This window comes from Roseococcus microcysteis (genome assembly GCF_014764365.1).
Taxonomy (GTDB): Bacteria; Pseudomonadota; Alphaproteobacteria; order Acetobacterales; family Acetobacteraceae; genus Roseococcus; species Roseococcus microcysteis.
Map to the genome: position 1 here is coordinate 2,648,847 of NZ_CP061718.1, position 26,047 is coordinate 2,674,893.

Annotated in this window: 20 protein-coding genes; 6 read left to right on the top strand and 14 right to left on the bottom strand. The window is 72.0% G+C overall.

Features of this window, described 5'->3' with window-relative positions:
* Positions 1-23 precede the first annotated feature (23 nt).
* From ICW72_RS12770 to ICW72_RS12800, 7 genes are all read right to left on the bottom strand, one after another.
* Positions 24-3,944 (bottom strand): cellulose synthase subunit BcsC-related outer membrane protein, encoded by a 3,921-nt coding sequence (locus tag ICW72_RS12770; RefSeq protein ID WP_191083057.1) that lies wholly within the window; start codon positions 3,942-3,944, stop codon positions 24-26.
* Positions 3,941-4,636 carry an ABC transporter permease gene (locus ICW72_RS12775; protein ID WP_191083058.1) on the bottom strand — a complete coding sequence of 232 codons (696 nt, stop codon included), beginning with the start codon at positions 4,634-4,636 and terminating at the stop codon, positions 3,941-3,943. Before ICW72_RS12775 ends, ICW72_RS12770 begins: the two co-directional genes overlap by 4 nt.
* Entirely contained in the window at positions 4,633-5,613 is a 981-nt protein-coding gene (locus ICW72_RS12780; protein WP_191083059.1) for an alginate O-acetyltransferase AlgX-related protein, read from the bottom strand. Before ICW72_RS12780 ends, ICW72_RS12775 begins: the two co-directional genes overlap by 4 nt.
* Positions 5,610-10,307: a UDP-forming cellulose synthase catalytic subunit gene (gene bcsA, locus ICW72_RS12785; protein ID WP_191083060.1), complete on the bottom strand. Its 4,698-nt coding sequence runs from the start codon at positions 10,305-10,307 to the stop codon at positions 5,610-5,612. Before bcsA ends, ICW72_RS12780 begins: the two co-directional genes overlap by 4 nt.
* Complete coding sequence (locus ICW72_RS12790) at positions 10,304-11,104, bottom strand: cellulose synthase operon protein YhjQ/BcsQ (RefSeq protein ID WP_191083061.1); 801 nt, start codon at positions 11,102-11,104, stop codon at positions 10,304-10,306. Before ICW72_RS12790 ends, bcsA begins: the two co-directional genes overlap by 4 nt.
* Before the next feature lie 14 nt (positions 11,105-11,118).
* A complete protein-coding gene (locus ICW72_RS12795) occupies positions 11,119-11,949 on the bottom strand; it encodes a hypothetical protein (protein ID WP_191083062.1) in 831 nt (276 codons plus the stop codon).
* A gap of 106 nt (positions 11,950-12,055) precedes the next feature.
* Positions 12,056-13,117, bottom strand: coding sequence for a glycosyl hydrolase family 8 (locus tag ICW72_RS12800; RefSeq protein ID WP_191083063.1), 1,062 nt, complete (start codon positions 13,115-13,117; stop codon positions 12,056-12,058).
* Positions 13,118-13,262: 145 nt separating this feature from the next.
* Here ICW72_RS12800 and ICW72_RS12805 point away from each other — a divergent pair, with 145 nt between their 5' ends.
* Positions 13,263-14,159, top strand: coding sequence for a fumarylacetoacetate hydrolase family protein (locus tag ICW72_RS12805; RefSeq protein ID WP_191083064.1), 897 nt, complete (start codon positions 13,263-13,265; stop codon positions 14,157-14,159).
* On the opposite strand, the gene ICW72_RS12810 is transcribed toward ICW72_RS12805, so the two are convergent.
* On the bottom strand, positions 14,092-14,802 hold the full coding sequence (locus ICW72_RS12810; protein ID WP_191083065.1) for a TetR/AcrR family transcriptional regulator: 711 nt from the start codon (positions 14,800-14,802) through the stop codon (positions 14,092-14,094). The two genes, ICW72_RS12805 and ICW72_RS12810, sit on opposite strands and share 68 nt — an antisense overlap.
* Positions 14,803-15,103: 301 nt before the next feature.
* Here ICW72_RS12810 and ICW72_RS12815 point away from each other — a divergent pair, with 301 nt between their 5' ends.
* The 3 genes from ICW72_RS12815 to ICW72_RS12825 are packed head-to-tail and all read left to right on the top strand — an operon-like array spanning position 15,104 to position 17,849.
* Entirely contained in the window at positions 15,104-16,012 is a 909-nt protein-coding gene (locus ICW72_RS12815; protein WP_191083066.1) for an HlyD family efflux transporter periplasmic adaptor subunit, read from the top strand.
* A complete protein-coding gene (locus ICW72_RS12820) occupies positions 16,009-17,178 on the top strand; it encodes an FtsX-like permease family protein (RefSeq protein ID WP_191083067.1) in 1,170 nt (389 codons plus the stop codon). Before ICW72_RS12815 ends, ICW72_RS12820 begins: the two co-directional genes overlap by 4 nt.
* A complete protein-coding gene (locus ICW72_RS12825) occupies positions 17,178-17,849 on the top strand; it encodes an ATP-binding cassette domain-containing protein (protein WP_191083068.1) in 672 nt (223 codons plus the stop codon). Before ICW72_RS12820 ends, ICW72_RS12825 begins: the two co-directional genes overlap by 1 nt.
* Here ICW72_RS12825 and ICW72_RS12830 read toward each other — a convergent pair.
* Positions 17,836-18,597, bottom strand: coding sequence for an N-acyl homoserine lactonase family protein (locus ICW72_RS12830; RefSeq protein ID WP_191083069.1), 762 nt, complete (start codon positions 18,595-18,597; stop codon positions 17,836-17,838). The two genes, ICW72_RS12825 and ICW72_RS12830, sit on opposite strands and share 14 nt — an antisense overlap.
* A 234-nt stretch (positions 18,598-18,831) precedes the next feature.
* Here ICW72_RS12830 and ICW72_RS12835 point away from each other — a divergent pair, with 234 nt between their 5' ends.
* Complete coding sequence (locus ICW72_RS12835) at positions 18,832-19,851, top strand: zinc-binding dehydrogenase (RefSeq protein WP_223880570.1); 1,020 nt, start codon at positions 18,832-18,834, stop codon at positions 19,849-19,851.
* A 270-nt stretch (positions 19,852-20,121) separates the two neighbouring features.
* On the opposite strand, the gene ICW72_RS12840 is transcribed toward ICW72_RS12835, so the two are convergent.
* The 4 genes from ICW72_RS12840 to ICW72_RS12855 all read right to left on the bottom strand — a co-directional run bounded on the left by ICW72_RS12840 (position 20,122) and on the right by ICW72_RS12855 (position 23,735).
* Entirely contained in the window at positions 20,122-21,309 is a 1,188-nt protein-coding gene (locus ICW72_RS12840; protein ID WP_191083070.1) for a vWA domain-containing protein, read from the bottom strand.
* Positions 21,310-21,312: 3 nt separating this feature from the next.
* Positions 21,313-22,158: an AAA family ATPase gene (locus ICW72_RS12845; RefSeq protein ID WP_223880571.1), complete on the bottom strand. Its 846-nt coding sequence runs from the start codon at positions 22,156-22,158 to the stop codon at positions 21,313-21,315.
* 117 nt (positions 22,159-22,275) lie between these two features.
* Entirely contained in the window at positions 22,276-22,761 is a 486-nt protein-coding gene (locus ICW72_RS12850; RefSeq protein WP_191083072.1) for an RNA pyrophosphohydrolase, read from the bottom strand.
* Positions 22,758-23,735, bottom strand: coding sequence for a divergent polysaccharide deacetylase family protein (locus tag ICW72_RS12855; protein ID WP_191083073.1), 978 nt, complete (start codon positions 23,733-23,735; stop codon positions 22,758-22,760). The genes ICW72_RS12850 and ICW72_RS12855 overlap by 4 nt, the downstream gene beginning before the upstream one ends.
* Positions 23,736-23,907: 172 nt before the next feature.
* Between ICW72_RS12855 and ICW72_RS12860 the strand changes: the two genes are divergently transcribed.
* The gene (locus ICW72_RS12860; RefSeq protein WP_191083074.1) at positions 23,908-24,420 is read left to right on the top strand and encodes a hypothetical protein; all 513 of its coding nucleotides are present in this window, start codon (positions 23,908-23,910) and stop codon (positions 24,418-24,420) included.
* Positions 24,421-24,479: 59 nt separating this feature from the next.
* Here the strand turns inward: ICW72_RS12860 and ICW72_RS12865 are convergent, their stop codons facing one another.
* Entirely contained in the window at positions 24,480-25,874 is a 1,395-nt protein-coding gene (locus tag ICW72_RS12865) for a S41 family peptidase (RefSeq protein ID WP_191083075.1), read from the bottom strand.
* Positions 25,875-26,047: the final 173 nt, after the last annotated feature.

The following is a 26,047-nucleotide window of genomic DNA, read 5'->3' on the forward strand; positions in this document are numbered from 1 at the left end:
GGCCCCGAGGGCGCGAAGCCAACTCACCATACGGGACGGGTCGCGCCCGAGGGCATCCGCACCAGTTCCGGCGCGCCGGCGCGATAGCTGCTCACCATCGGGTCGTTCACATTGGGGTACACGGTGGGCGCGCCCGCGAACAACGGCTCCAGGTCGGCGCGCGGCCGGTCGAGCCGGTAGCGCAGGTAGAAGAAGCCCGCCGTGTCCGCGAAATTCCCCACCCGCTCATACCGGGCCGCCGCCCCCAGGCGCAGGTTGGGCGTCATGGCGTATTCCAGATTGGCGAAGATGCTGCCCGTGGGCCCGCTGCTGCGCTGCCCGCCGATATGCGTGTCGAAGACACCCGGGTTGGCCGCCGCCTGCGCCTCCAGCGCCGCCTGGTAGCCCCGGTTGGTCGGAAAGACGGGGGCCAGCGCCGTGCGGAAGCTCTGCCACCCCACCGCGCCGATGCCGCGGAAGGTCCAGTCGCCCCATTGCGCCCGATACTCGCCCTGCAAGGAGCCGACAAAGGAGCGCGCCGGGCTGAAATACCCGCCATGGCCGAAGGTGAAGCCGCCCGCGTTGCGCGAATGGCCGGTGTGGCGCAGATCCACGCCCACCGTGACCTGCTGCCCCGGCTGGCGCAGCACGGCGTAGTAGACGCCGCCGAACACCTCCCACCGCGTGTTGTCCACCACATTGGTGCCGCGCAGCATGTGGGCGCCGCCGCCGCCATAGAAGCCCAGCCGGTCGCTGGTGGAATATTCCAGCGTGACGCGCCCGCCCGTGCGCGTCACCGCGCCCCAGAAAGGCCCGTGCGAGGGCGATTGCTGATAGCCCGCATAGGACAGCATGGAGCTGGTCTCGGGCGTGCGCTCCGCCGTCAGGCGCAGGCGCAGCCCCTCCGTGATCCGCGGCACCGCCTCCAGCATCCCGGTGAAGGTGGGCCGATGGAAACCGAGCGGCGTGGAACCCACCTCCGCCCGCATGTTCTCGCGCAGCCAGGTCATGCGCAGGGCCACGCCGTCAATATTGCCCTGCGGCCGCTGGAAGGCGGGCGCGGTGACGTCCCGCTGGAGGAAGAGCGGGTTGGTGCCGAAGGATTGCTGGTCCCGGAAGCCCGAGCCGAGCCGCCCCGATTGCAGCGCCACCATGTCCGCGCCCAGCGTCAGTCTGCCGCCCACGCCCGGCAGTGGGGCCGAGACCTCGGTCGGCGCCGTCAGCGTGGTCAGGCGCGAGGTGCCGCCCGAGCCGGGCCGGGCATGGATCTGCACGCCGCTCTGAAGCCACACCGCCGCCTCGTCGCGCGCGCGGATCAGCTCCTGCGCGATCTGCGAGGTCAGCGCATCGGTCAGGCGCACGGCGCGCGCGGCCCCCGCGCCGGGGCGCATGGCCTCGGCGGCCGCGGCGGCGGCCCCCACCTCGCCATCGGCGCGGAGTGCCGCGAGGCGCCGTGCGGCAGCGGCCTCCATCAGCCGCAGGGTCGCGGCCTGGTTGCCCTGGGCGCGGTTCAGCCGCGCCTCGGCCAGCGTCATCCTGAGATCACCCGGCGAGAAGAAGGCGCCCTCCACCAGCGCGGCATGGGCGGCGGCCCAGTCGCGCTGCTCGACCGCGATGTCCACGAGGGCGATGCGCGCCTCATGGTTGCGCGGGTCCTCGCGCAGGATGTCCTCCACGATGCGCCGTGCCTCGGGCAGGCGGCGGCGGGCCATCAGCAGCCGCACCATGGCGAGGTTCTGGTTGCGCGCGGCGGGTGCGGCGCCGCGCTGGGCGTCGCGGGCGGTCAGCGCGGCCTCGGCCTCGGCGAAGCGGCCGCGCAGGGTGGCGTCATCGGCCACCGCCATGGCCTCGAAATCCAGCACGGCGTTCAGCTCGCGCCGCTCCTCCGCCGTCAGGTTCTGTGCGCGGGTGAGCGGCGAGGTGATCTCCTGCGCCACCGCCGGCCGCTTGGCCTGGATCAGCGCGCCCGCGATCAGGATGCGCGACATCACGCTGGCATCGGGGTTGGCGCGCAGCGCGGCCTGCGCCGCCTCCACCGCCGCCTGGGGTTCGTCGAGCCGCCCCAATGCCCGGATCACGGCCGGCGCCAGCAGCCCGCCCGGGTCGCGCTGGCCGGCGGCGGCGACCATCGCCCGCAGCGCGTCGGGCCGGCGGGCGCGCACCGCGTCCTCCAGCTGCTGCACCTCGAATTCGCGCCGCGTCAGCGCCGCGATGCGCGCCATGTCCGGGTTGCGAAGGCGGGCGGGCACGCGCTCGAACAGCGCCAGCGCATCGCCGAAGCGCTCGTCGTCGAAGGCCAGCAGGGCGGCGGCCATGGAGGATTCCGCGTCGGTGCGCGCCTCCAGCCCGCGCTCCAGCCGGCGCGCTTCCTCCGCCTGGCCAAGTGTCTTTAGGCGCCGCACCAGGTCCACCACGGGCCAGGGGTTGGCGGGGTTCAGCGCGATGGCCGCGCGCAGCTGCTCCAGCGCCTGCTCGGGATGGTCGAGGCGGCGCGCATTCTCCACCAGCGCGCCCGCATGGGCGACGCGCGCGGCCTGGCTGGGGGCGAGGCCCGTCTCGCGCCGCAGGCTCTCGGCCTCGGCGAAGCGGTTCTGGCGTTGCAGGGCGGTGTAGAGGCCCTGCAGCGCGTCCTCCTGCCGCGGGCGCAGGGCCAGCACGGCGCGGAAGCGCTGCTCGGCCGCCGCCAGCTCGCCGCGTTGCAGCGCGATCGAGCCCAGGATCAGCTCGCCCTGGATGCGTTCCTCGCCGCGCTGCCGCGCCGCCACGCGGGCCAGCCGGTCGGCGCGGTCGAGGTCGTTGCGGGCCATGGCGCGCCAGGCCAGCACCGAGGCCGGCACCGGCGGCGGTCCCTGCCGCACACCCACCTCCACCGGGTCGAGGCTGCCCACCGAACGCTCGAACTCCTCCTGGCGGTCGGGCGCGAAGGCGATGGCGCGGTCGAGGAATTCCCGCGCCTCGGCGAAGCGGCCCTGGATCTTGCGAATGACGGCGAGGCCCACCAGCGCCTCGGCATCCTCCGCATCCTCCAGCAGGGCGCGTTCGAACTGCACCTCGGCATCCATGAGGCGCTGCTCGGTGATGCGGGCCCAGGCCAGCGCGCGCGCCTCCTGCCCCGGCGTCACGCCGGCGTCCTGGATGCGTTCCAGCTTGGCGTCCAGGTCGCCATCCTGGCCGGTGAACACCAGCAGATAGGCGTTGATGCGCGCGGCCGTCTCGGGGTCGTCGCCGCTCCAGAGCAGGGCCTGGCGCCAGGGGTTGCGCGTGGCGTCGCGGATGCCCGGCCGCGCCGAGAGGAACTGCATGCGGTCAATGCCCTCGGACCGCGTGTCCTCGCGATAGGTCAGCAGCTCCGCCAGCAGCAAGGCGAGGCGGCTTTCATTGGGGTCGGCCGAGACGCGGTCCTGCAATTCCGCCACGGCGGCGCGGTAGCCCTGCTCCGAGGTGGCGGCGAGGGCCTGATAGTATTCATTGGCGATGGCCACCGGCACCGCCCGCCCGCCGGCCAGCTGGCGGTAGCGCTCCACCGCCTCCGCCTGGCGGCCGGCGGTGGCGAGCTGCCGGGCCGCGATCAGCGTCGCGGCGTCGTCGGAGAGCAGGCGCGCCACCTCCTCCGCCGTGGCCAGCCGTGGGTCACCGGGAATGAGGCGGCGCAGATTGGCCAGGTTCCGCTGCACCGTGGCCGGCTGCGCGGCGAGTGCCGCGGCCTCGATGCTGGCCACCATGGCATCCACATTGTCGGGCTCGACCAGCAGGATGCGGTCGAGCGTCTGCAAGGCGCGCTCGGGCTGGTTCTGCGACAGCCAGTAGAGCGCCTGTTCGAACAGGGCGGCCGTGGCCCCCAGCGTGCCGCTCAGCCGGTTGTCCTCCGGCCGCTGCGCCTGGGCGCCCGCCACGGGCATGAGCAGCGCGAGGCCCAGCGCGGCCATGGCGCGGCGCATCCGGCGGCGGGGCGCGGCGCGGGTCATCGGCGGAAGGGCGCCGTGCTGTCGCGCAGCAGGAAGGCGAGCGGCGCGGCCCCGGGGCCCGGCACCAGCCAGATGGAATACATGCCGCCCGCCTCCAGCCCGTGCAGGCCGAATTCGGGCGAGACGCGTTCGCCGCAGGTGGCCCGCACCTGGGCCTGCACCGGGTTCACGCTGCGCGCGCGGTTTTGCAGCGCGGGCACGTCGCTGAACACGGCCTGCCCGCCGGGCAGCAGCGCCAGCCCGGCCGCCGGGCAATCGGGCAGGGCGTTGTAGAAGGCGATGCGGGCGCGGGCGCGGTTGAAGTCCGTGTCCTCGACCAGCGCCGTCATGGCCGGGTTGCCGCCGGGCCCGCGATGCACCAGCACCGTCACGAAGCTGCCCGGCGTCACGGTCAGCGTGCCGGTGCCCCGCCGCGGCCCTTCCGTGATTTCGAGGCGCAGCGTGCGGCCGGCTACGTTCTCGACCACCGTATAGGCCGTGACGCGCTGGTGTGGCAGCGCGACGCCCAGCCGCTGCGGCGGCAGGAAGTCGGGCCGCACCGCCACCTCGGCCGGCAGCGTGTTCATCAGCCGCACATAGGCCGAGCCGGGCGGCGGCGCGGGCTCATAGACCTGGCCCTGGGCGCGGGCCTCCTGCGGCGGCGCCAGGGCCAGCCCCAGCGCGGCGAGCAGGGCGAGAAGCGGGCGCCTCATGCCAGCACCGCCTGCCGCAGGCCATTGAGGAAGCTCTCGGCGTTGAGGCCCGATTGCCGCCAGTTCGGGTTGTTGATGGGCGTGGACATGTCGCTCTCGAGGTGGTTCCAGACGATGACGCGCGGGCGGCGCTGGCGGAACTCGCTGCCCCGCACATACTCCAGCAGCGCCGCATAGGGGCCGACATTGTTCGGCAGCCAGGACAGACCCACCGCGCGCTCCATCTGATTCGACAGCACGGGCACGAAGTTGAAGCGCGGCTGGACATTGCTCGTGCCCACCACCTGCATGTCCGAGGCATCCTCCTCCAGAAGCGCGGCCGCGCCGGCGGTGGCGGGCAGCACGTTGCGGATGGGGCTTTCCTCCGGCCCGAAGGCGCCGCGCTGCTCGGGCGGCAGGTATTGCACCAGGTCCCCCACCGCCAGGCGCAGCATGCGGATGCTGCCCAGCCGCACCCCCGCCTGCGGCGGCGGCGGCAGGCGGAACTGCGCGCGCATGGCCCTTGCCAAAGCGACCGCGCAGATCTCGGCGCCCACCGGCGTCCAGTGGGTGTCGCTGCGGAAGAAGACCGGCCAATGCGGGTCGGTGGCGGAGGCCTGGCCCAGCGCCTCCGCGAGGTCCGGCACCAGCCCGCCCGCCGCCCGCAGCGCCGAGACGAGGTTGGAATAGCGCCGCTCCACCACCGGGGCCATGCGCCGCCCGGCCGGCAGGAAGCGGCGATAGATGCGCGCCTTCATCGGGATCAGGCAGTAGGCCACCTCGATGTTGCCGCGCTTGAGCAGGGCGATCACTTCCGTGTGCAGGGCGAGGACCTGGCGCATCGCCACCTCGTCCAGCTGGGTGAGGTTGTCCCAGAAGGGAAACAGCCAGCCCTGCTGCCCGGCGAGGACGAGGGAATCCCCCGTGCCCTGCGCGCGCGCACCGCCCGCCGCGAGGGCGAGGGCCGGCGTGGCCAGCAGCGCGCGGCGCGGCGTCACAGCGAACGCTCCCTCAGGCGGCGCGCGGCGCGGCGGCGCAGCACCCAGTAGAGCGGGGCCGCCAGCAGGATCAGCGCCAGGGTCGTCACCAGCACCAGCGTCCAGGGGTTGTTGCCCAGGTAGTATTCCGGCCAGAGCCAGGGCGGCAGCAAGCCCACCGTATAGGTCGGGCCGATGCGGAAGGCATCCACCCGCCCGCCCGAGAGCAGTGCCAGGTCCCCCTGCACGCGCGGCAGCTGCTCGCGGTCGCGCAGCGCCACGATCATCGCCTCCACCCCCTCCTGGCTGGAGCCCGTCAGCGCCACCACCGACCGGCCCGCGCGCAGCGGGCTCTGGAAGCCGATCAGCGCGCCCAGCGCCTCGCCGGGGGCGGCGAGCTGGGCGGAGACGCGGTCCACCATCTCCTGCCGCTCACCGCCGAAGATGTGCCGGAAGGCGGGCAGCCCGTCATTGACGCGGACCGTCAGCCGGTTGCCCTCCATCTGGATGGGGCCATCGGCCAGCAGCCGCGCCAGGGCGGGCTGGCGGGAGAGCTCACCGAACACCAGCAGGTCGCGGTCGGCCACCGCCTGCAACCCGTCGGGCCGGGCCACCTGCATGCCGATGGGCGGGTAGCCCACGATGGCCGACAGCTTGCCCATCAGGGTGAAGACCGATTCCAGCTCGGCCGCCGTGGGGCGTTCCGGGATCACGGCGGCGGTCTGCGCGAAATCCGCGAGCCGCGTGAAGGGAAAGCCCGAGCTGACGAAATGCGCGAGGTTGGGCAGGGTGGCGAAGCGATGCGCCCGCGTCAGGTCCAGCGTGCTGTCCGGGTCCACCGCCGCGCGGATGTCGCCCGGCACGGCCACGCAGTCGCCGCGGTGCAGCGGGCGCATGTCGAAGCGCAGCTGCAACTCGTTCTGCCCGAACATCAGATAGGTGGGCATGCCCACATTGGCCTGGCCGCGATCGGTCGAGAAGAACTGCTCGCGCACCCAGCTCAGCGGCCAGCCCGGATCGGAACCCGCCAGCGGCACCGAGCGGAGGAAGACGTCGTTGATGGCGACATCCATGCGCGACACCGCGACATCCAGGATGGGCCCGGGCGGCGCGCGGAAGCGGATATCGGCCTGCAGGGGCCGGCCGCGCCAGGTGTAGAGGTCGGGCGCCGTGCGGAAGGGCACCTGGATGGGGCCGGGCACATAGCCGAAGGCCTGGAGCTCCGAGGGATCCATCAGCTCGCCGAAGCGCACGGGGCGGTCGGTGCGGACCCAGCGCGGCGCGTCATAGGGAAGGCGCGCCGGGATGTCCTGCGCGCTGACCAAGGCGAGTTCACCCGTCAGCGCCTCGCGGCCCGCGCCCAGCGCGGTGGCGGCGGCCACCATCTCGATGCCCGTGCGCCCGGCCACCACCAGCAGCAGCCCCAGCGGATCATTGGGGTTGTCCACCACCGCGAGCGTCGGGCCATCCAGGCGCGGAATGGCCAGCCCCGGCACGCTGTCCAGCCCCGCCAGGAACACCACCGCATTGCCCTGCATCGGGATCTCGGAGGCCACGGGGAAGGTGGCGCCACGATAATCCGCCTGGATGGCGAACCAGGAGGAGACGATGGCCCCGGCGCGGATCATGTCGTCCGAGGGGCTGCCCGGCATGATTATGGGCAGCACCAGCGGCTCGCGCAGCAGGCGCGGGTCGAAGAAGGGCTCGGGCAGGCGCGCCAGGTCGCGCACCGTGGGCAGCCGTTCCAGCGTCAGCGTCAGCGTGGAGTTGTTGGAGATGGAGGCCCAGAGCAGGCCGGAGACGGGGTCGTTGCACTCGATGGCGTAGCGGCCGGAGAAGCGGAAGTTCAGCCGGTTCGCGTCCGAGAAGAAGGCCGGGTTGATCGGGAATTCCAGCGGGCCGAAGGCCGGGCGGCCACGGTCGGGCTGCACCGCGCCCACGAACTGCTCGTTCATGGTGATGGCGATCTGGCTGAGCTCGGGAATCAGCGCGGGCGAGGTGGCGCCCTCCAGCAGCAGCACCGCCTGCGTCACCACCTCGTCGCCGCGCACGCCGAACAGCACGCCCTGCAAATCCGACACGCCGCGCAGCTGCATGGGCCCGGCGAGGCCGAGCTGGCTCAGCGTGCGCGTCTCCTGCCGGATGCCCGTGGCGGGGGCGGCGCCGAACAGGCCGGGCAGGCCGAAGGGCTGCGCCGCGGGCGCGGCAGCGGCGGGCGGCTGGGCCGCGACGGGCGGCGGGGCGGCCGAGGGGGCGCCCAAGGGGGCGGCGGGGCGCGGCACCAGCGTCAGCGGGGCGGCCGGGGGCGGCACGGGCGCCAGGCTCGGCGCCGGCGGGGGCGCGAGGCTGGGCGCCGCGGGCGGCGCCGCCTGCGGGCGGGTGGCGCCCGGCGGGGGCGGCAGGGGCGCCAGCGGCGGCGGGGCGCCCTGGGCCAGCGCGAAGCCCGGCACCAGCAGCCCCAGCACCAGCGTGGCCGTGGCGGCGGTGCGGTGCCAGAAGCGGCGGCGGCGGGGCGGCGGGGCCTCCTCCTCGTCCTCCTCCTCCTCCTGGAAGGTGGCCACGGGCGGCGCGGCCTGGACGGGCTTGGCCGCAGCATGGCGCGGGCGGGAGAACTGGGATTCACCGGCGAAGAGCCCGCCGATGGTGAAGACCACGTCCCGCAGCGAGCGCAGGGGGCGGTCGGCCGGCACGTCGTCCCAATCCACCCAGGCATCGGCCCGGCCCAGCACGACGCGCACGATGGCGCCTTCGTCGCGCATGTCCTGCGGGGCGAAGCGCACCTGCAGCCGGCCCTCCTGCCAGCGCAGCACCTCGGCCGGCACGCGGGTGCGGTCCATGCCGGTATCCACTTCGATGGTCACGAGCGCGTCATCCTCCACGCCCTCCGGGCGGTCCAGGCGCAGGGCGGCACCGCCCAGGGAAAGGTCTTCGGTCACGCCCTCGACGCGGCGGCCATCGGGCAGGATGGCGCTGGCCAGCACGGTGGCGCGCACCCGCGCGCGCTCGCGCAATTGCCGCCGCTCACGCCCCACCGCGATGCCGGCCAGAACCGAGATCAGGCACAGCAGCGCCCAGAACACGTTCAGCGCATAGGCCTGGAATTCCAGGCTGGCGGGCGGGTTCGTGGAGAGGCCATAGACCCCCAGCATCAGCCCCGTGATCAGCGCCAGCGCCAGGATCATGCTGGGGCCGACGGCGCGGATGTCGAAATAGCCTTCCTCCAGCGTGCCGCCCTTGTCGGTCACGTTGAACTTGCCCCGCTTGGGGTCGAGCAGCGTGGCGAGCATCACGGGCAGGAGATAGACGGTCAGCACCGTCTCGTAGATCTCGGACCAGAAGGAATGGCGCGTCGTGGTCTGCATGCGCGAGGCGGTCACGATGGAGTGGATGATGTGCGGCCCCGCATAGGCCACGATCGCGAGCGGCGAGGCCGCGATCACGTTCTCCTGGAAGATCAGGAAGGCGAGCGGCGCGGTGAGGAATACGAAGCGCGGCAGCGGGAAAAGGTAATGAATGGTTGACAAAAAGTAACAGATTCTCTGCGGGAGGTTGAGCCCGCGGGCAAATAGCGGGTTCTCGATCCGCAGGATCTGGATCATCCCGCGCGCCCAGCGCATGCGCTGGCCTATGTGCAGCACCAGGCGCTCCGTCGCGAGGCCCGCCGCCAGCGGCACGCGGAGATAGGCCGTGCGCCAGCCCGCCATCTGCATCTTGAGCGAGGCGTGGCAATCCTCGGTGACCGTCTCCGTCGGCACGCCGCCAATCGCTTCCAGCGCGGCGCGCCGGATCACGGCGCAGGAGCCGCAGAAAAAGGCCGCGCCCCAGAAATCATTGCCCTGCTGGATCAGCCCGTAGAAGAGCAGGCCCTCATTGGGCACCTTGCGGCCGACCACGAGGTTCCGCTCGAAGGGATCGGGGCTGTAGAAATGGTGCGGCGTCTGCACCATGGCCAAGCCCTTGTCGCGCAGCATCCAGCCCATCGTCAGCTGGAGGAAGGCGCGCGTCGCCACGTGGTCGCAGTCGAACACCACGATGTATTCGCCATCGGTCTGCGCCATGGCGTGGTTGATGTTGCCGGCCTTGGCACCCTTGTTGTCGGGGCGGATGATGTAGTTGCAGCCGGCCTCGGCGGCGAAGCGGCGGAACTCGTCGCGCCGCCCGTCGTCCAGCAGGTGGACGCGCAGCTTGTCGGCCGGCCAGTCCATCGCCAGCGCGGCGAAGACGGTGGGGCGCACCACCTCCAGCGCCTCGTTGTAGGTGGGGATGAAAACGTCCACGACCGGCCATTCGTCCGGGTCGTCCGGCATGGGGGCGGGCTTGCGCTCCAGCGGCCAGAGCAGCTGGACGTAGGCCAGCACCAGCACCACCAGCGCATAGAGTTCCGCCAGCACCAGCCCGGTGCCGAGGAAGGTCTGCCAGAAGCCGTGGAAGTCCAGCGTCTCGGTGACGCGCCAGTAGATGTAGCGCAGCGACACCAGCGCCGAGAGCACCGCCAGCATGATGGTGACGGTGCGGCCCGGCAGCCGGTTGAAGATGAGGAAGACCAGGAAGCCCAGCAGGCCGAAAACCGCCTGCTGCTCGGCCTCCATCGGCACGACGATGACCAGCAGCGCGAAGACGCCGCCGAAGAGCGCCATCAGCGTGCCGAACAGCTTCGTGCGCGCCAGCGGCAGCCGGGCGAGCCATTCGGACCTGCGGGAGGGTGCCGCGCTCAACGCGCGCCCCAGCCGGCGCCAAAGGCGTCGGGCCCGCTGGGCAGCGCGGCCTCGATCCCGCGCGCGATCTCGCGCAGGTCCTCGGCCGCCTGGCTGGCGGGGGCGAGGTCCAGCACTAGGCGCTGCGCGGCCAGCGCCTCCGCCACCAGCTCATCCCGCGCCACGGCGCCCAGCAGGCGGGGGCCGATATGCCGCGCCACCGTCTCGGCCGCCGCGCGGGAGAGGCGGGCATTGGGGTCCACCCCGTTCAGCACCACGCGCAGCCTTCCGGCGAACAGCGTCGCCATGGTGCCCGCGCCGAGGAAGCGGCCGCTCTCGATGTCCGGGATCAGCGCCGCGCTGGTGGCATCGGGCAGCAGCACGGTGCAGACCAGGCTCGCCATGGGCGCGATGATGTTGAGCGCGTGGGAGGCGCCCGGCGGCGTGTCCGCCACCACCAGCAGGTTGGGGTCGCCCAGGATGGAGCGCATGGGTGCCGCCAGCAGCTCCGGGTCACGCTCCAGCGCGTGGGCCAGGCCGAGCGTGCCGCGGATGTCGCCCGAACCATGCGGCAGCAGCATCACGCCGGAGGCGGTCTGCCGCACCAGGTCGCGCCAGTCCGGCCGCTTGGGCAGCTCCACCATGAAGCCGCCCGTATCGGTCAGCGGCACGCCGAAATGCAGGCGCAGCGTGTTCTGCGGGTCGAAATCCATGACGAGCACACGGCGCCCCTGGCGGCGCAGCGCATCGGCGATATTCGCCGCGAGCGTCGTCTTGCCGACACCACCTTTGGGCGAGGCGAAACAGAGAAGGGGCATGGAGGCTCCAGGGACTAGCGTGCGGGGGGTGCCTTGGCGGCACGCGCATCCTGCCTTGCGGCGAGCCCCTCGGCTATCATGCGCATCACCTCCGCGAGCGGCGTCGTGACCTCGGCCGCGGGCAAGGGTTCGGGCGGCGGCGGGGGCGCGGGCGCGTCCTCGGCCGCCACGGCGCCACGCAACAGGGCCAGCGTGCTGCGCGGGGCGGGAGGAGGCGTGGGCGCGCCCATCTCCTGGCTCGACAGCGCATCCAGCAGGGAGAAGCCGCTGCTGGCGGGCGTGGGCGCCGGGACCGGCGTGGGACGAGGCGGCGGCGGGGCCATGACCTGGACCGGAGGGGATGGCTGGGGCGGCGGCGGGGCGGGCGCGAGGTCCAGCAGCGGCGGCGGGGGCGCGGGCGGCACGGCGTTGGCGACCGGGGCATTGGCGACCGGGGCGATGGCGGGCGGGGCGATGGGGGCCGGCGGCGGCGCGGGTTCAGGCTCGGCCGCCGCCGCGGCGAGCGCGGCCCAATCGATCATGGGTTCGACCATGGGCTCCGGCACGACGGGAGCGGCGGCCAGTTCAACCGCGGCGGCAGGCGCGGTCTCGGCCGGCGTCGGGGCGGGCTCGGCATGGGCGAGCGGTCCGAACGGCCCCATCCCCGCGCCCAGCGGACCAAAGGGGCCCATGGCGGGACGCGGCTCGGGCACGGCCTCGGAAGGCCCTTCCGCATTCGGGGCGGGCATGGTCTCGGCGGGAGGCGGGGCCTCGGGCTCACCGCGCACGGGTTGGTTGCCGAAGCTGCGATACTTCAGCCCAGGGGTATTCAGGGCCGCGCGAATACGGGCGACGTCATTCTCCATGGCGATGCTGGCTTTCGAACCCTCGGTGCGCGTCTAACATGGACGGGAAACCCCGATCGGGAAACAGCAATTTTCGTCATCTTTGCACAAAAATGTTGACGTTTGATCAGCATAGACCCGAATCTCTTGCAGCCAATGCAACCAACAAGGACAGCGAGGCGGAGTAATAATCGGAAACGGAGCCGCCTTCTTGTGTGGGGCACGTCTGGATTGTGGCTGGCGACCGCAACACGCGGATCAGTTGCGCGACCGCCGCGATGCCGGGCGAAGCCGCGTAGGGCGATACAACATCATTGGTGAGATCGGCCCAGGCAGGAAGATGCCGGTGCGCCCGGTCGGACCAGAAGCGTGCCGCGGCGGTCAACGCCGGCTCTTCGGTCAGCCCCACCCAGGCGAAATAGAGCGGCACCCGCACCGCGTCGTAGGAAAATCGGGGCGGCCAGCCGGAAGCGGGACGGACCCGCCCATTCTCCCGCTCCAGCTTCAGCCAGTCGGGCGGCAGGCCCCAGCGGCCGAAGCGCGCCCGGCGCAGCAGGCCCAGCCCGTCCGCCGCCAGCCGCAGCCAGGCGGGGTCCGGCACGGCGGCGGCCAGGGCACGAATGGCCGGGAAGGCATAATAGGATGGGTTCAGCACCACATGCGCCTGGTGCTCGAAGCCGCGCAGGCCGGGCATCAGCACCAGATGCGCCCCCACCATGCGCACCAGGCGCCGCAGGATGTCGCGCGCCAAGGCCGCGCCCTGCGCCGCATGCCCCGCATCGCCCCAGCGCGCGCCGGCCTCCAGCAGCGCCCAGGCGATGAACAGGTCACCATCGGTTGCGTTGTTCGCGTCACTCACCGGCGTGGCGAGGGCGGGGGCATAGCGCCAGGAAAACAGCTCATCCTGCGGGCGTTTCAGCACACGCATCGTCCAGCCATGCAGGCGGTGGAAGCTGATGGGGTCATCGGCCCGGACGGCGCAGAGCATGGCCCAGCCCTGCCCCTCGGAGTGGGAGACGCCGCCATTGCCCGTATCCACCACCCGGCCCTCCGGCGCCATGAACTGGTCGCGGAAGCGGGACCATTGGCTGCGCAGGGCGTCCACCGGGTTGGCCACGGCCGGGCGGGCGAGCAGCAGCGGGCCCGCTTTCAGCACGGCACGCCGCGGGGCCAGGAAGCGCGAGGTCATGGGCTGGCAGCTCCTTGGGGGCGGGAAGATGTCGGCCACGCCCTTCCTGCGCGCCCCGCCTTGCCAATCCATGAACACCCCCCCGGCTTGCCAAGCCGCGCCGGGCGCGTCCCTATTCGGGAAACCCTTCCGGAAGGATCACGACATGGCGCTTCGTCTCGTCACCTTTGCCCCGCACGGGGGCGGCCCGGCCCGCGCCGGCGCCCTGCTCAATGACGGCGAGGTGCTGGATTTCGCCGCCGCCGGCCTGCCCTATGCCGAGATGACGCAGGTGATCGAGGGGGGCGCCGAGGCGCTTTCCGCCATCCGCGCCGCCATGGCCGCCCCCGCCGCCACCGCCCGGCTGCCGCTGTCGGAGGTCACGCTCTGCGCGCCCATTCCGCGCCCGGCGCGCAACGTCTTCTGCGTGGGCCGCAACTACATGGACCATGTGGCCGAAGGCGACCGCACGCGGGGCATCACCAACAGCGAGCTGCCGAAATTCCCGCAATTCTTCACCAAGGCGCCGGACACGGTCATCGCCCATGGCGCCACCATCCCGGACCACGGCGCCACCGGCATCACGAAGTGGCTGGACTATGAGGCGGAGCTGACCATCGTCGTCGGCACCGCCGGCACCAACATCGCGCCCGAGGACGCGCTGAAGCACGTCTTCGGCTGGACCATCGCGAATGACGTGACGGGGCGCGACCTGCAGCGCCGCTACGGGCAGTGGTTCAAGGGCAAGTCGCTCGACGGCTCCTGCCCCATGGGCCCCTGGATCATCCCGGCCGATGAGCTGGACGCCTCCGACATCGCCATCCAGCTCTGGGTGAATGACGAGATGCGGCAATCCTCGCGCACCAGCAAGATGATCTTCGACGTGGGGCAGATCATGCACCACCTCTCGCTGGGCTTCACGCTGCGCCCCGGCGACCTGATCATGACCGGCACGCCCGAGGGCGTGGGCTATGCCATGGACCCGCCCCAGGTGCTCAAGACCGGCGACGTGGTGAAGATCGCGGTCGAGGGGATCGGGGAGCTGGTGAACCCGGTGGGCTGACGGCGGGTTCGCCGCGCCTCCCATCGGAGGCCAGCGCGCCGAACACCATCTCCAGGTGGCCCTCCAGCAGGGCCTCGCGGGGCAGGGGGTCGAGCCGCTCGAAGTTCAGCCGCCACATCGCGGCCATCAGCGCGGGCGCCATGATCAGCATGGGCGCCCGCAGCAGGGCGCTGTCCCGGAACTCGCCCGCCGCGACCCCGCGCGCCAGCACCCGCTGGATCACCTCCTGCCCGCGCGCCATGGACAGGCGGTGATAGGCTTCGAGCAGTTGCGGGAAGCGCGGCCCCTCGGTCAGCACCATGCGCATGATCTGCGGCATGTCGCTGTCCATCACGCCGCGATGCGCCTCGATGATAAGGGCGCGCAGCATCTCCGTGGCCGTGCCGGGCGGGTCGGCCAGGGCCGCCTCGGCGCCGGCCAGCACGGGGCCCAGGCGCGACTGCACAGCGGCCTCGAACAGCGCCTCCTTCGTCGGGAAGTAGCGGAACACGGTGCCCTTCGCCACGCCGGCGCGGCGGGCGATGTCCTCCATGCGCGCCGGGCCGAAGCCACGCTCGGTGAATTCGGCGAGGCCCGCCTCCAGGATTTCACCCGGCCGCGCCTCCTTCCGCCGCCGGCGCGGCTTTGCTGACCCATCGGTCATTACTGCTTCCCCTTACGCGCGCACCATGATAATGACCAAAGGGTCAATATCGCAAAGGAACATGGTGCGTGGCCCTCGATACCACCCGTGACGGCGCCTTGCCGATGGAGGTGGCGCCTCCCCCGCGCGCCGTCGCCTGGGCGGGCTCGGCGGGCTGCTCGCGGCGCTGGCCGTGGGCGCCGTGGCCGTCATGGCCTGGCCACGCATCGCCCCCCCGCCCGCGGCCCCCGCCGTGGAAACACACCAGCTCCGCTCCGCGGAGGGGGGCCCAGCCCGATCCGTGGAGGCGGGCCCACCCCCGGTGCTCGCCATCGGCCGGCTGGTGCCGCGCAGCCGCGTCATCACCATCGCTCCCCCCTTCGGTGGTGGTGATGCGCGGCTGGCGGAGCTTCGGGTGCGCGAAGGCGACACGGTGGAGGAGGGCGCCATCCTCGCCACGCTCGACAGCGCGCCCGCCCTCGCCGCCGCCCTGGCCGCCGCCGAGGCGCAGCGCGCCCAGCGCGAGGCGGCCCTCGCCCAGACCCTGCTCTCCGTCGCCACCAGCCTGGCCGAGGCGGAGGCCGCGCTCGCCCGCGCCGAGGCCTCCCTCCCCGTGCTCCGCCGCGACCTGGAGCGCGCGGAGGCCCTGGCCGCGCGCGGCGCCACGCCGGCCCAGACGCTGGACCAGCGGCGCCTGGCCCACGCCCAGGCCGAGCAGGACGCTGCCCGCGCCCGCGCCGCCCTGGCCCGCCACGCCGGCCCGCCCGACACCCAGCCGGACATCCTGCTGGCCCGCCGCAACCTCGACGCCGCCGCCGCCGAGCGCGACCGCGCCGCGGCCGACCTGGCCCGCGCCACCATCCGGGCCCCCAGCGCGGGCACGGTGCTGACCCTGCACGCCCGCCCCGGCGAGCGGCCGGGCAATGCCGGGCTGATGACCTTCGCGCGCCTCGACGACATGATCGCGGAGATCGAGGTGCATGAGGACCGCGTGGCCCGCCTGCGCCCGGGCGCGCCAGTCACGCTCGCCTCGCCAGCGTTGGAGGCGCCGCTGCACGGCACGCTGGACCATCTGGGCCGCGAGGTGCAGCGCCAGACCCTGACCGACCCGAGCCCCGCCGCCGCCACCGATGCGCGCGTGGTGCGCGCCGTGGTGGCCTTGGAGGGCGAAGCCGCCAGGCGCGCGGCGGCGCTGGTCAACCTCCAGGTCACGGCGCGGATCACGCCGTGATCGCGCTGGCCACCCGGCTGCTGGGGCGGCTGCCCATCGGCTGGCTGCAGCTCGCGCACCGGCGCGGCCGCTTCCTCGCCGCCGTGCTGGGCGTGGGCTTCGCCAATTTGCTGGTCTTCATGCAGCTGGGCTTCATGGGCGCGCTGACCGGCACCGTGGGCCTTCCCTATGCCGCGCTGGAGGCCGACATCCTGATCCAGGCGCCCGATGCGAACACGCTCACCGATGGCAGCCCCCTGCCGCGCCAGCGCATGCTGGACGCGCTGGCGGTGCCCGGCGTCGCCGCCGCCGCACCCGTCTTCATGGGCAAGCTGGAATGGCGCTCGGCCGATGGTTCCGCGCGCTCATTGGACGTGATGGGGGTGGACCCGCGCCTGCCCTCGCTGCGCGCGCTGGAAGGCCGGCGCGACGTGCTGACCCTGCCCGGCGCCGCCTTCATTGACCGCGCCACGCGCAACGTGCCGCCCGGGGTCTTCGCCGGCCTCGACGCCGGCACGCCGCAGCGCTTCGAATTCCAGGGCCGGAGCCTGACGCTGCATGGCAGCTTCCGCATCGGCGGCAGCTTCAGCGGCGATGGCTGGCTGGTGATGTCGGACCAGAGCTTCATGGGCCTGTTCCGCAACCGCTCGCTTCGCGCGCCCAACCTGATCCTGGTGCGCGCCGCGCCGGGGCAGGATGCGGCGGCGCTGGCCGCGCGCATCAACGCCGCGCTGCCGGGCGCCGACGCCGTGGCCCGCACCCTGGACGTGGCCCTGGCGCGCGACCGGACCTTCCAGACCACGCAGCGCCCGGTGGGCATCATCTTCGGCATGGGCGTGCTGATGGGCGCGCTGGTGGGCCTCATCATCGTCTACCAGGTGCTGTCCTCGGACGTGGCGGACCATCTGCGCGAATACGCGACCATGAAGGCCATGGGCTACCGGCAGGGCTTCTTCCTCGGCATCATCATGGAGCAGGCGGTGGTGCTGGCCGCCTTCGGCTTCATCCCCGGCAGCCTCATGGCCTACGGGCTCTACGCGCTGCTGACGGCGGTGACGGGCATTGACGTGCTGATGCCGCCCGAACGCCTGCTGGGCGTCCTGCTCGGCACGGTGGTGATGTGCGTGGCATCGGGCGCGCTGGCCACGCGGCGCCTCGTCCGCGCCGACCCGGCGGAGCTGTTCTGATGGACCCCGCCATCACGGTGCGCGGCCTGGACCACCATTTCGGCGCGGGCGAGGCGCGGCGCCAGGTGCTGTTCGGCCTCGACCTCGACATCGCGCGCGGGGCGCTGGTGGTGCTGATGGGCGCCTCGGGCTCCGGCAAGACCACGCTGCTGACGCTGCTGGGCGGGCTGCGTTCGGTGCAGGCCGGATCCGTGCGCGTGCTGGGGCGGGAGATGGCCGGCGCCTCCGCCGCCGCGCTGGCCGAGGCGCGGCGCCGCATGGGCTTCATCTTCCAGGCGCACAACCTGCATGAGAGCCTGACGGCGCTGCAGAATGTCCGCCTCGCCCTCGACGTGCACGGCGCGGTGCCCGCGGCCGAGGCCGCCGCCGCCCGCGCCCTGTCGCTGGTGGGGCTGGAGGACCGGCTGCACTACCACCCGGCGCGGCTCTCGGGCGGGCAGAAGCAGCGCGTGGCGGTGGCGCGCGCGCTGGCCGGCAGCCCCGAGATCATCTTCGCCGACGAACCCACCGCCGCGCTGGACGCCGAGAACGGCCTGGCCGTGGTGGCGCTGCTGAAGCGGCTGGGCCGGGCGCGCGGCACCACCACGCTGATGGTGACGCATGACAACCGCGTGCTGGACCTGGCCGACCGCATCCTGACGATGCGCGACGGGCGCCTCATGCCAGCCTGACGATCCCCGGCGCCACCTCCTCGTGCCGCGCCATGACCTCCGGGTCATGGCCCGGAATCACGTGGTCCCCCAGCTTCGGCAGCAGGGCCAGCGCGTCGAGATAGTCCTTCACATTCACCACCACCGGGAAGGGGTTCCCGGTGCGCGCATTGGCCGCGAAATGCATGGCGTCGGACGCCAGCACCACCCAGCCCTTCTTCGTGTGCACCCGCACCACCTGAAGCCCGGGCGCATGTCCGCCCACCTGCCGCACCGTGATGCCGGGCGCCACCTCGCCCTCCGCGCCGTGGAAGCGCACGCGGTCGGCGTAGAGCAGGCGGACGAAGCCCACCACATGCTCCACATCATAGGCGCGGCGCAGGAAGGGCTGGCACATGCAGGGGCCGGTGGCGTGCGCGATTTCGCAGGGCTGGGCGTGGAAGCGCGCGCGCGGGAATTTTCCGAAATTGCCGGCGTGGTCCCAGTGCAGGTGGGTGGACACCACATCCTCCACCCGCGTCGCGTCCACCCCGATGGCGGCGAGGCTCTCGGCCGGGCAGCGCAGGAAATCATTGCCGCGCGCGGCGCAGGTGGCGGCGTCGGCACCGCTGTCGATGACGACCGCCCGCCCATCCTTCACCGCGCACCAGATGAAGAAATCCATCGGCATGGCGGCGTCATGCGGGTCGCCGGTGGCGCTGATGAAATTGTCCCGCGCCAGGCGGCGCGGATTGGTGGCGTAGCGGATGGCGTAGAGGTCCCAGGTCATTGGCGTTTTCTCCCTGGGGCGATGCTGGACAGCCGGGCGCACGGCGTCCAGCGTGCGCGTTGTTGCGGGGCCGATTCACGTCGGCGTACCGCCGCCGATCGGACCCGGGCCGAAGGAAACGACCATGCGCATGAAGGCCGCCGTGCTCTATGCCCAGGGGCTGCCGCGCCCCTATGCGGAGACCCATCCGCTCTCGGTCGAGGAGGTGGAACTCGCACCCCCGGCCCCGGCGAGGTGCTGATCGAGATCGCCGCCGCCGGCCTCTGCCATTCGGACCTTTCCACCATCGAGAACCAGCGCCCGCGCCCGCTGCCCATCATCATCGGGCATGAGGGCGCGGGCATCGTACGCGAATGCGGGCCTGGCGTGACGGGCCTCCAACCTGGCGACCATGTGGTGGCGCTGTTCGTCACCAGCTGCGGCGAATGCCGGGACTGCGCGCGCGGCAAGCCCAATATCTGCGGCGCCTCCTTCGACGCGCGGGCCAAGGGCACGCTGATGTCCGGCGCGCGGCGCCTGGCGCGGCTGAACGGCGGGGCCGTGAACCACAATTCCGGCCTGTCGCTCTTCGCGCAATATGCGGTGGTGATGCGCGACAGCCTGGTGAAGATAGACCAGGACATTCCGCTGGAGGACGCCGCCATCTTCGGCTGCGCGGTGATGACGGGCGCGGGGGCCGTCTTCAACACGGCGAAGCTGCGCCCGGGGGCGGAGGTGGCGGTGGTGGGCCTCGGCGGCGTGGGAATGAGCGCGCTGCTGGGTGCCGTGGCCGCCGGTGCCGCGCGCATCGTGGCGGTGGACCGCAGCGCGGAGAAGCTGGCGCTGGCCCGGCAATGGGGCGCCACCGACGCCTTCCTGGCCGACGAAGACTGCGCGGCCGCGGTACGCGAGGCAACGCGCGGCGGGCTGGACACCGTGATCGAGACGGCGGGCGTCATACCGGCGCTGGAACTCGCCATGGGCATCACGGCGCGCGGGGGCGAGACCATCACGGCCGGGCTGCCGAACGTGAACGCCCGCCTTTCCGTCGCCCCCGCCGCGATGGTGAGCGAGGAGCGCAGCCTGCGCACCAGCTACATGGGAAGCTGCGTGCCCAAGCGCGACCTGCCGCTGATGCTGGACCTCTACCGGCGCGGCAAGCTGCCGGTGGACCGGTTGCGCTCCGGCTTCGTCACGCTGGAGGGGATGAATGAAGGCTTCGACCGGCTGGCGGAGGGGAGTGTGCTGCGGCAGATCCTGCGGCCAAACGGGTAGTTGTCCTGGACTTTTCCGCGCGCGCGGGCGCATGGTGAAGGCCGCCAATGGGCGCACCGCGCCCGCCGCGACCATCACGGGTAAGATGGTAAGATAGTAAGATGGTAAGGCGCGGCCGGCGTTCCCTTAGCGGCCGATTCACGCCGCCGGCTACGCCAGCGACGATCGGACGCCATCTGAGCGGCCGATTCACGCCCCGGCTGCGCCGGGACGATCGAACGCCATCTGAGCGGCCGATTCACGCCCCGGCTGCGCCGGGACGATCGAACGCTACCTTAGCGCCCTCGCCACCCCATCCAGCCCCTCCAGCGTCATCGGGAACATCCGCCCCTCCACCGCGTCATGGATCAGGTTGATGGAGGTGGTGTAGCCCCAATGTTTTTGGGGCGTCGGGTTGATCCAGGCCACGCGGCGGAAGTGCGACGTGATGCGCTGCAGCCAGACCTTCCCCGCCTCCTCGTTCCAATGCTCCACGCTGCCGCCCGGCTCCACGATCTCATAGGGCGCCATCGAGGCATCGCCGACAAACACCACGCGCCAGTCGGGGCCATAGGTGCGGAGCATTTCCCAGGTCGTCACCGTCTGCTCGGCACGGCGGCGGTTGGACTTCCAGAACCGCTCATAGGGGCAGTTGTGGAAGTAGAGGTGGACCAGGTGCTTGAACTCGGACTTGGCTGCGCTGAACAATTCCTCCGACGCCATCACGTGGTCGTCCATGGACCCGCCGATGTCCAGCAGCAGCAGCACCTTCACCGCGTTGCGCCGCTCGGGCCGCATCTTCAGGTCCAGCGTGCCGGCGTTGCGCGCGGTGGCGCCGATGGTGCCGTCCACGTCCAGCTCATTCGCCTCGCCCTGGCGCGCGAAGCGGCGCAGCTTGCGGAGAGCGAGCTTCATCGCGCGCGAACCCAGCGCCGCATCATCGTCCAGGTCGCGGAACTCCCGCTTGTCCCAGACCTTCACGGCGCGGCGCTGGCGTGAACCCTCCTGGCCGATGCGGACACCTTCCGGGTTGTAGCCCTCGGCGCCGAAAGGGCTGGTGCCGTTGGTGCCGATCATGCGGTTGCCGCCCTGGTGGCGCTTCTTCTGCTCGGCCAGGCGTTCGCGCAGCGTTTCCATCAGCTTCTCGAAGCCGCCCATGGCCTTGATCTTGGCCATCTCCTCGGCGGTGAACATGCGTTCGGCCAGCTTCTTCAGCCATTCCTCGGGGAGTTCGCGCTGGATCACCTCGCCGGTCAGCGTGGTGGGCGGCTCCAGCCCCTTGAACACCTCGCCGAAAACGCGATCGAAGCGATCAAGGTGGCGTTCATCCTTCACCAGCGTGGTGCGCGCCAGGTAGTAGAAGTCGTCAATGTCGTAATCGGCCACGCCCGCCTTCATCGCGCCCATCAGCGCCAGCCATTCCGTGATGGAGGCGGGCAGGCCGGCTTTCCGCAATTCCAGGATGAAGGGGGCGAACATGGCCTATCTCCGCGCGCGGGAGAGGAAGGCCAGCCGCTCGAACAGATGCACATCCTGCTCGTTCTTCAGCAGCGCGCCATAGAGCGGCGGGATGGCCACCTTGGTGTCGCTGCTGCGCAGCGCCTCGGGCGGCATGTCCTCGATCATCAGCAGCTTCAGCCAGTCCAGCAATTCGCTGGTGGCGGGCTTCTTCTTCAGCTCGTTCACCTCGCGCATCTGGAAGAAGACGTTCAGCGCCTCCCGCGCCAGTTCCGCGCGCAGATCGGGGTAATGCGCGGCCAGGATGCGCTCCATCGTCTCGCGGTCGGGGAAGCGGATGAAGTGGAAGAAGCAGCGGCGCAGGAAGGCGTCCGGCAGCTCCTTCTCGTTGTTCGAGGTGATGATGACGATGGGCCTATGCCGCGCCACCACCGTCTGCTTCGTCTCGTAGACATGGAACTGCATGCGGTCGAGTTCGAGCAGCAGGTCATTCGGGAATTCGATGTCCGCCTTGTCGATCTCGTCGATCAGCAGCACCACGGGCGTCTCGTGCTCGAAGGCCTCCCAGAGCTTGCCCTTGATGATGTAGTTGGAGATGTCCCGCACCCGCTCATCGCCGAGCTGCCCGTCGCGCAGGCGTGACACGGCGTCATATTCATAGAGGCCCTGCTGCGCCTTGGTGGTGGACTTGATGTGCCACTCGATCAGCGGGATGCCGAGGCTGCGCGCCACCTCCTGCGCCAGCACGGTCTTGCCCGTGCCGGGCTCGCCCTTCACCAGCAGGGGGCGTTGCAGCGCCACGGCGGCGTTGACGGCCACCTCCAGCTCGCGCGGGGCGATGTAGCGCTCGGTGCTCTGGAACTTTTGCAAGGCGGGGCGTCCTTCAGGCTTCGCCCCCATGTTCGCGCGTTCACGCGCCGCCGCAAGGGTGGCCTTGTCCGAGCGGCTGATTCACCGCTCCGGCATGCCGCCTTCGCGGATCAGGCGCTAGCCGGCAAACCGGGAAAAATCCACCGCCAGCCGCTCATAGATCGCGCGCTTGAACGGCACCGCCATGGCCGGCAGCTCAGCCAGATGCGCCCAGCGCCAAGCGTCGAATTCCGGGTGCGGGTCCAGGTCGAGGCGGATGTCCGCATCCGTGCCCAGGAAGCGCAGCGCGAACCATTTCTGCTTCTGCCCGCGCCACTTGCCGCCCAGCGCCTTGCCCAGCAATTCGGGCGGCAGGTCATAGGTCAGCCATTCGGGGTGCTCGGCCAGGATTTCGGCATGGGCGGTGCCCACCTCTTCCTCCAGTTCGCGGAAGACGGCCACGGCGGGGTCCTCGCCCTCATCCATGCCGCCCTGGGGCAATTGCCAGCCGCCGGCCGCACCCTCGGCATTGGGCATGTCGGCGCGGCGGGCCACGAGCACGAGGCCCTGCGGGTTGAACAGCACGGCGCCCACATTGGGGCGATAGGGCAGGCTCACGGTCAATTCTCCGGACGGGGCGGCAACATCAGCGCCGAGGGCGGCACCAGCACAAGCCCCCGCGCGGCCACGGCCGCCGCCCAGGCCGAGACACGCTCCACCGCCACCGGCGTCGCCTCGCCCAGATAGCCCATGGCCGAGCCCCGCTCGCGTGCCGCGCGTTCCAGTTGGGACAGGCGCAGCTCGATCTCGGCGCGGGTGGAGGGCGCGTCCAGCACCACATCCACGCTCCGCCCCCAGACCAGGCGCGGCGCCGGCTGGCCCGGGCGAGGGTCTATGTAGAGGAAGCCCGCCGCCTCCACCTGGCGCTGCATGGCGTCGAACTGGTCGGGCAGGGCGGCGAAGCGCTCGCCGCGCAGCGGGCCCAGCGCGCCCACCACCCCCACATGCCCGCCATGGCGCCGCAGCAGCCATTCGAGGCGCTGGGCATTCTCGGCGCGCGACACGCCGGTCAACAGGGCGCGGGGGCCGGGGTCATTCAGGGGGAAGCCGGTGGGCTCCAGCGGCAGGGCCAGCAGCGTCTCGAAGCCGCGCAGCCGGGCCTGCTGCAGCAGGGGCCCTGGCTCGGTCGCATAGGGGCTGAAGGCGAGGCCCACCGCCACGGGCAAGGACTGGATGGCCTGGGCCGTGACCTCCGCGCTCATCCCCAGGCCGCCGGCGATGATGGCGACCGGAATGCGTCCCTGGGCGGCGGGGGCGGGGCGCGCGAAGGCAAGGCGCGGCGGCGTGGCGGGCGGGGCCGCGACGGGGGGTGGGGTTGGGGGTGGGGGTGGCGGCTCGGGCGCGGCCTCCGGCGGCGGCTCCGGCGTCATGGTGTCCGGCGGGGACTCGGTGACCACCTCCTCCTCGGCCGGCGGGGGGCCGAGCGCGACCAGCACCACCCCGCCGCCGAGCAGCGCCACCAGCACCGCGGCCCAGAACAGGCCCAGCAGGCGCCAGCCCCATGGGCGGCGCGCCACGGGTTCCGGCCCTTCAGCCACGGCGCGGGTCGGGCGGGGTCAGGAATGGGCGCATGGGGCTGGATTCACCGGATTGCGTGAAGATTTTCGCAACGGCGGCGCCGAAACACCAGCCCGGCGGCCCGCCCATGGTAATGTTCCATGACAAGGAGCCACGGCGTCGGGCCGCCACCGACGCCTGATCGGAACGCCCATGGACCCGCAGATTTTCGCAGACGCCCTGCTCTCGCCCGCGCCCCATGCCGACATCCCGCCGGACCAGCGGATCTTCGAACCCTTCATCGGCAGCTGGGCGCTGGAGGTGCGCTGGTACGGACCCGACAAGGCCCTGATCCGCGAGGAGGAGGGCGAATGGCATTTCGCGCGGGTGCTGGAGGGCCGCGGCATCCAGGATGTCTGGATCGTCCCGCCGCGCGGCCGGCGTGAGGTCAGCGCCTATGAATACGGCACCAGCCTGCGCTTCCATGACCCGGCCCTGGGCGCCTGGCGGTCCACATGGGTCGGGCCCATGCACGGGGCCGTCCTGACCTTCACGGCCCGGCGAAACGGCGATGCCGTGGTGCTGGAGACGACGTCCGACGTGGCGCCCGCCCGCCGCTGGAGCTTCCGCGACATCACACCCTCCGCCTTCACCTGGGTCCATGAAGCGCGGGAGGGTGAGGAATGGCGCCTGGTCCAGAGCTTCGCGGCGCGGCGACTGGCCTAGGTCGCTTGCCCTGCGGCCGATTCACGCCCCCGGTTCCACCGGGGACGATCGGACGCTGGCTAGCGCTGCGCCCGGCGCGGCGGGTTGGCCACCAGGCCACGCACCAGAACCAGCCCCTGCTGGAGCTGGAAATCCGTCTCCGGCCGGGTCAGGTCCAGCGTCGGGAACCCCTCGGGCGGCTCGCGCTGGATGCGGTCGGCCAGGCCGGCCGGCAGGTTCAGCGGCGCGGGCTGGACCGTGGGCGGCGTGGTGGGCGTCGTCGTTTCGGCCCGCAGCGCGCGGCGCAAATTGGATTCCCGGTCCCGCTCGCGCTGGGGGTTCGCCTCGGCCGTGGTGGTGGTGGCGCGGCTGGCCAGCACCTCGATGTCCGGCTCGATCCCGGTGGCCTGGATGGACCGGCCGGAGGGCGTGTAGTACCGCGCCGTCGTGATGCGGATGGCGCCATTGTTGCCGCCCAGCGGCATCACCGTCTGCACCGAGCCCTTGCCGAAGCTGCGCACGCCCAGGATCACGGCGCGGCGGTGGTCCTGCAGGGCGCCGGCCACGATCTCGCTGGCCGAGGCGCTGCCGCCATTCACCAGCACCACCATGGGCAGCCCGTTCGCGATGTCGCCGCTGCGCGCGTTCCAGCGCTGCGCGTCCTCGCTGCGGCGGGCGCGGGTGGAGACGATCTCGCCCTGGTCCAGGAAGCTGTCCGTCACCTGCACCGCCTGGTCCAGCAGCCCGCCCGGATTGTTCCGCAGATCCAGGATCAGGCCGCGCAGGTTGTTGCCGGCCTGCTGCCGCAGGCTGGACAGGGCGCGGCGGACATTGGCCTCCGTCTGCTCGTTGAAGGAGGTGACGCGGATGTAGCCGATGTCGTTCCCCTCCATCCGGAAGCGGACGATCTGCGGCCGGATCACGTCGCGGACGATGGTCAGCTCGATGGCGGTGGGCGTGTTCTCGCGCCGGATGGTCAGGCGCAGGGAGGTCCCGCGCTCCCCACGCATCGTGTCCACGGCCTCCTGCAGGGTCATGCCCTGGGTGGAATTGCCGTTGAGGTGCGTGATGTTGTCGCCGGGACGGATGCCCGCGCGCGCCGCCGGCGTGTCGTCAATGGGCGAGATGACGCGGATATAGCCGCCCTCCTGCGTCACCTCGATGCCCAGCCCGCCGAACTCGCCGCGGGTCTGCACCTGCATGTCGCGGAAATTGCGGGGGTTGAGGTAGGCGCTGTGCGGGTCGAGCCCGGTCAGCATGCCGTTGATGGCGTTCTCCACCAGGTCACGGTCCTGCACCGGCTCGACATATTCGGCGCGGACGCGGGCGAAGACATCGCCGAAGAGCTGCAACAGGCGGTAGGTCTCGGCCCGGCCGCCATCCTGCTGCGCGATGGCGCCCACGAACGGCCCGGCCAGGATGCCGGCCGCGAAGGCACCCGCGAGGGCGGTGGCAGTGCGCAGCTTCAACTTCATCGGGCAGGCCCCATTTCTTCCGTGAACACGACGGTCGGCGGGCAGGATATACCTCCGGGCCGGTGGCGGGAACGGCGCAGTTGCAGGCAACCCTCCGCCGCAGCATGTGGCCCGGCGGTCCGGGCGCACAACCCCGCCGTGTTTCCGCCATGGCGCCGCGGGCGGGAAACATT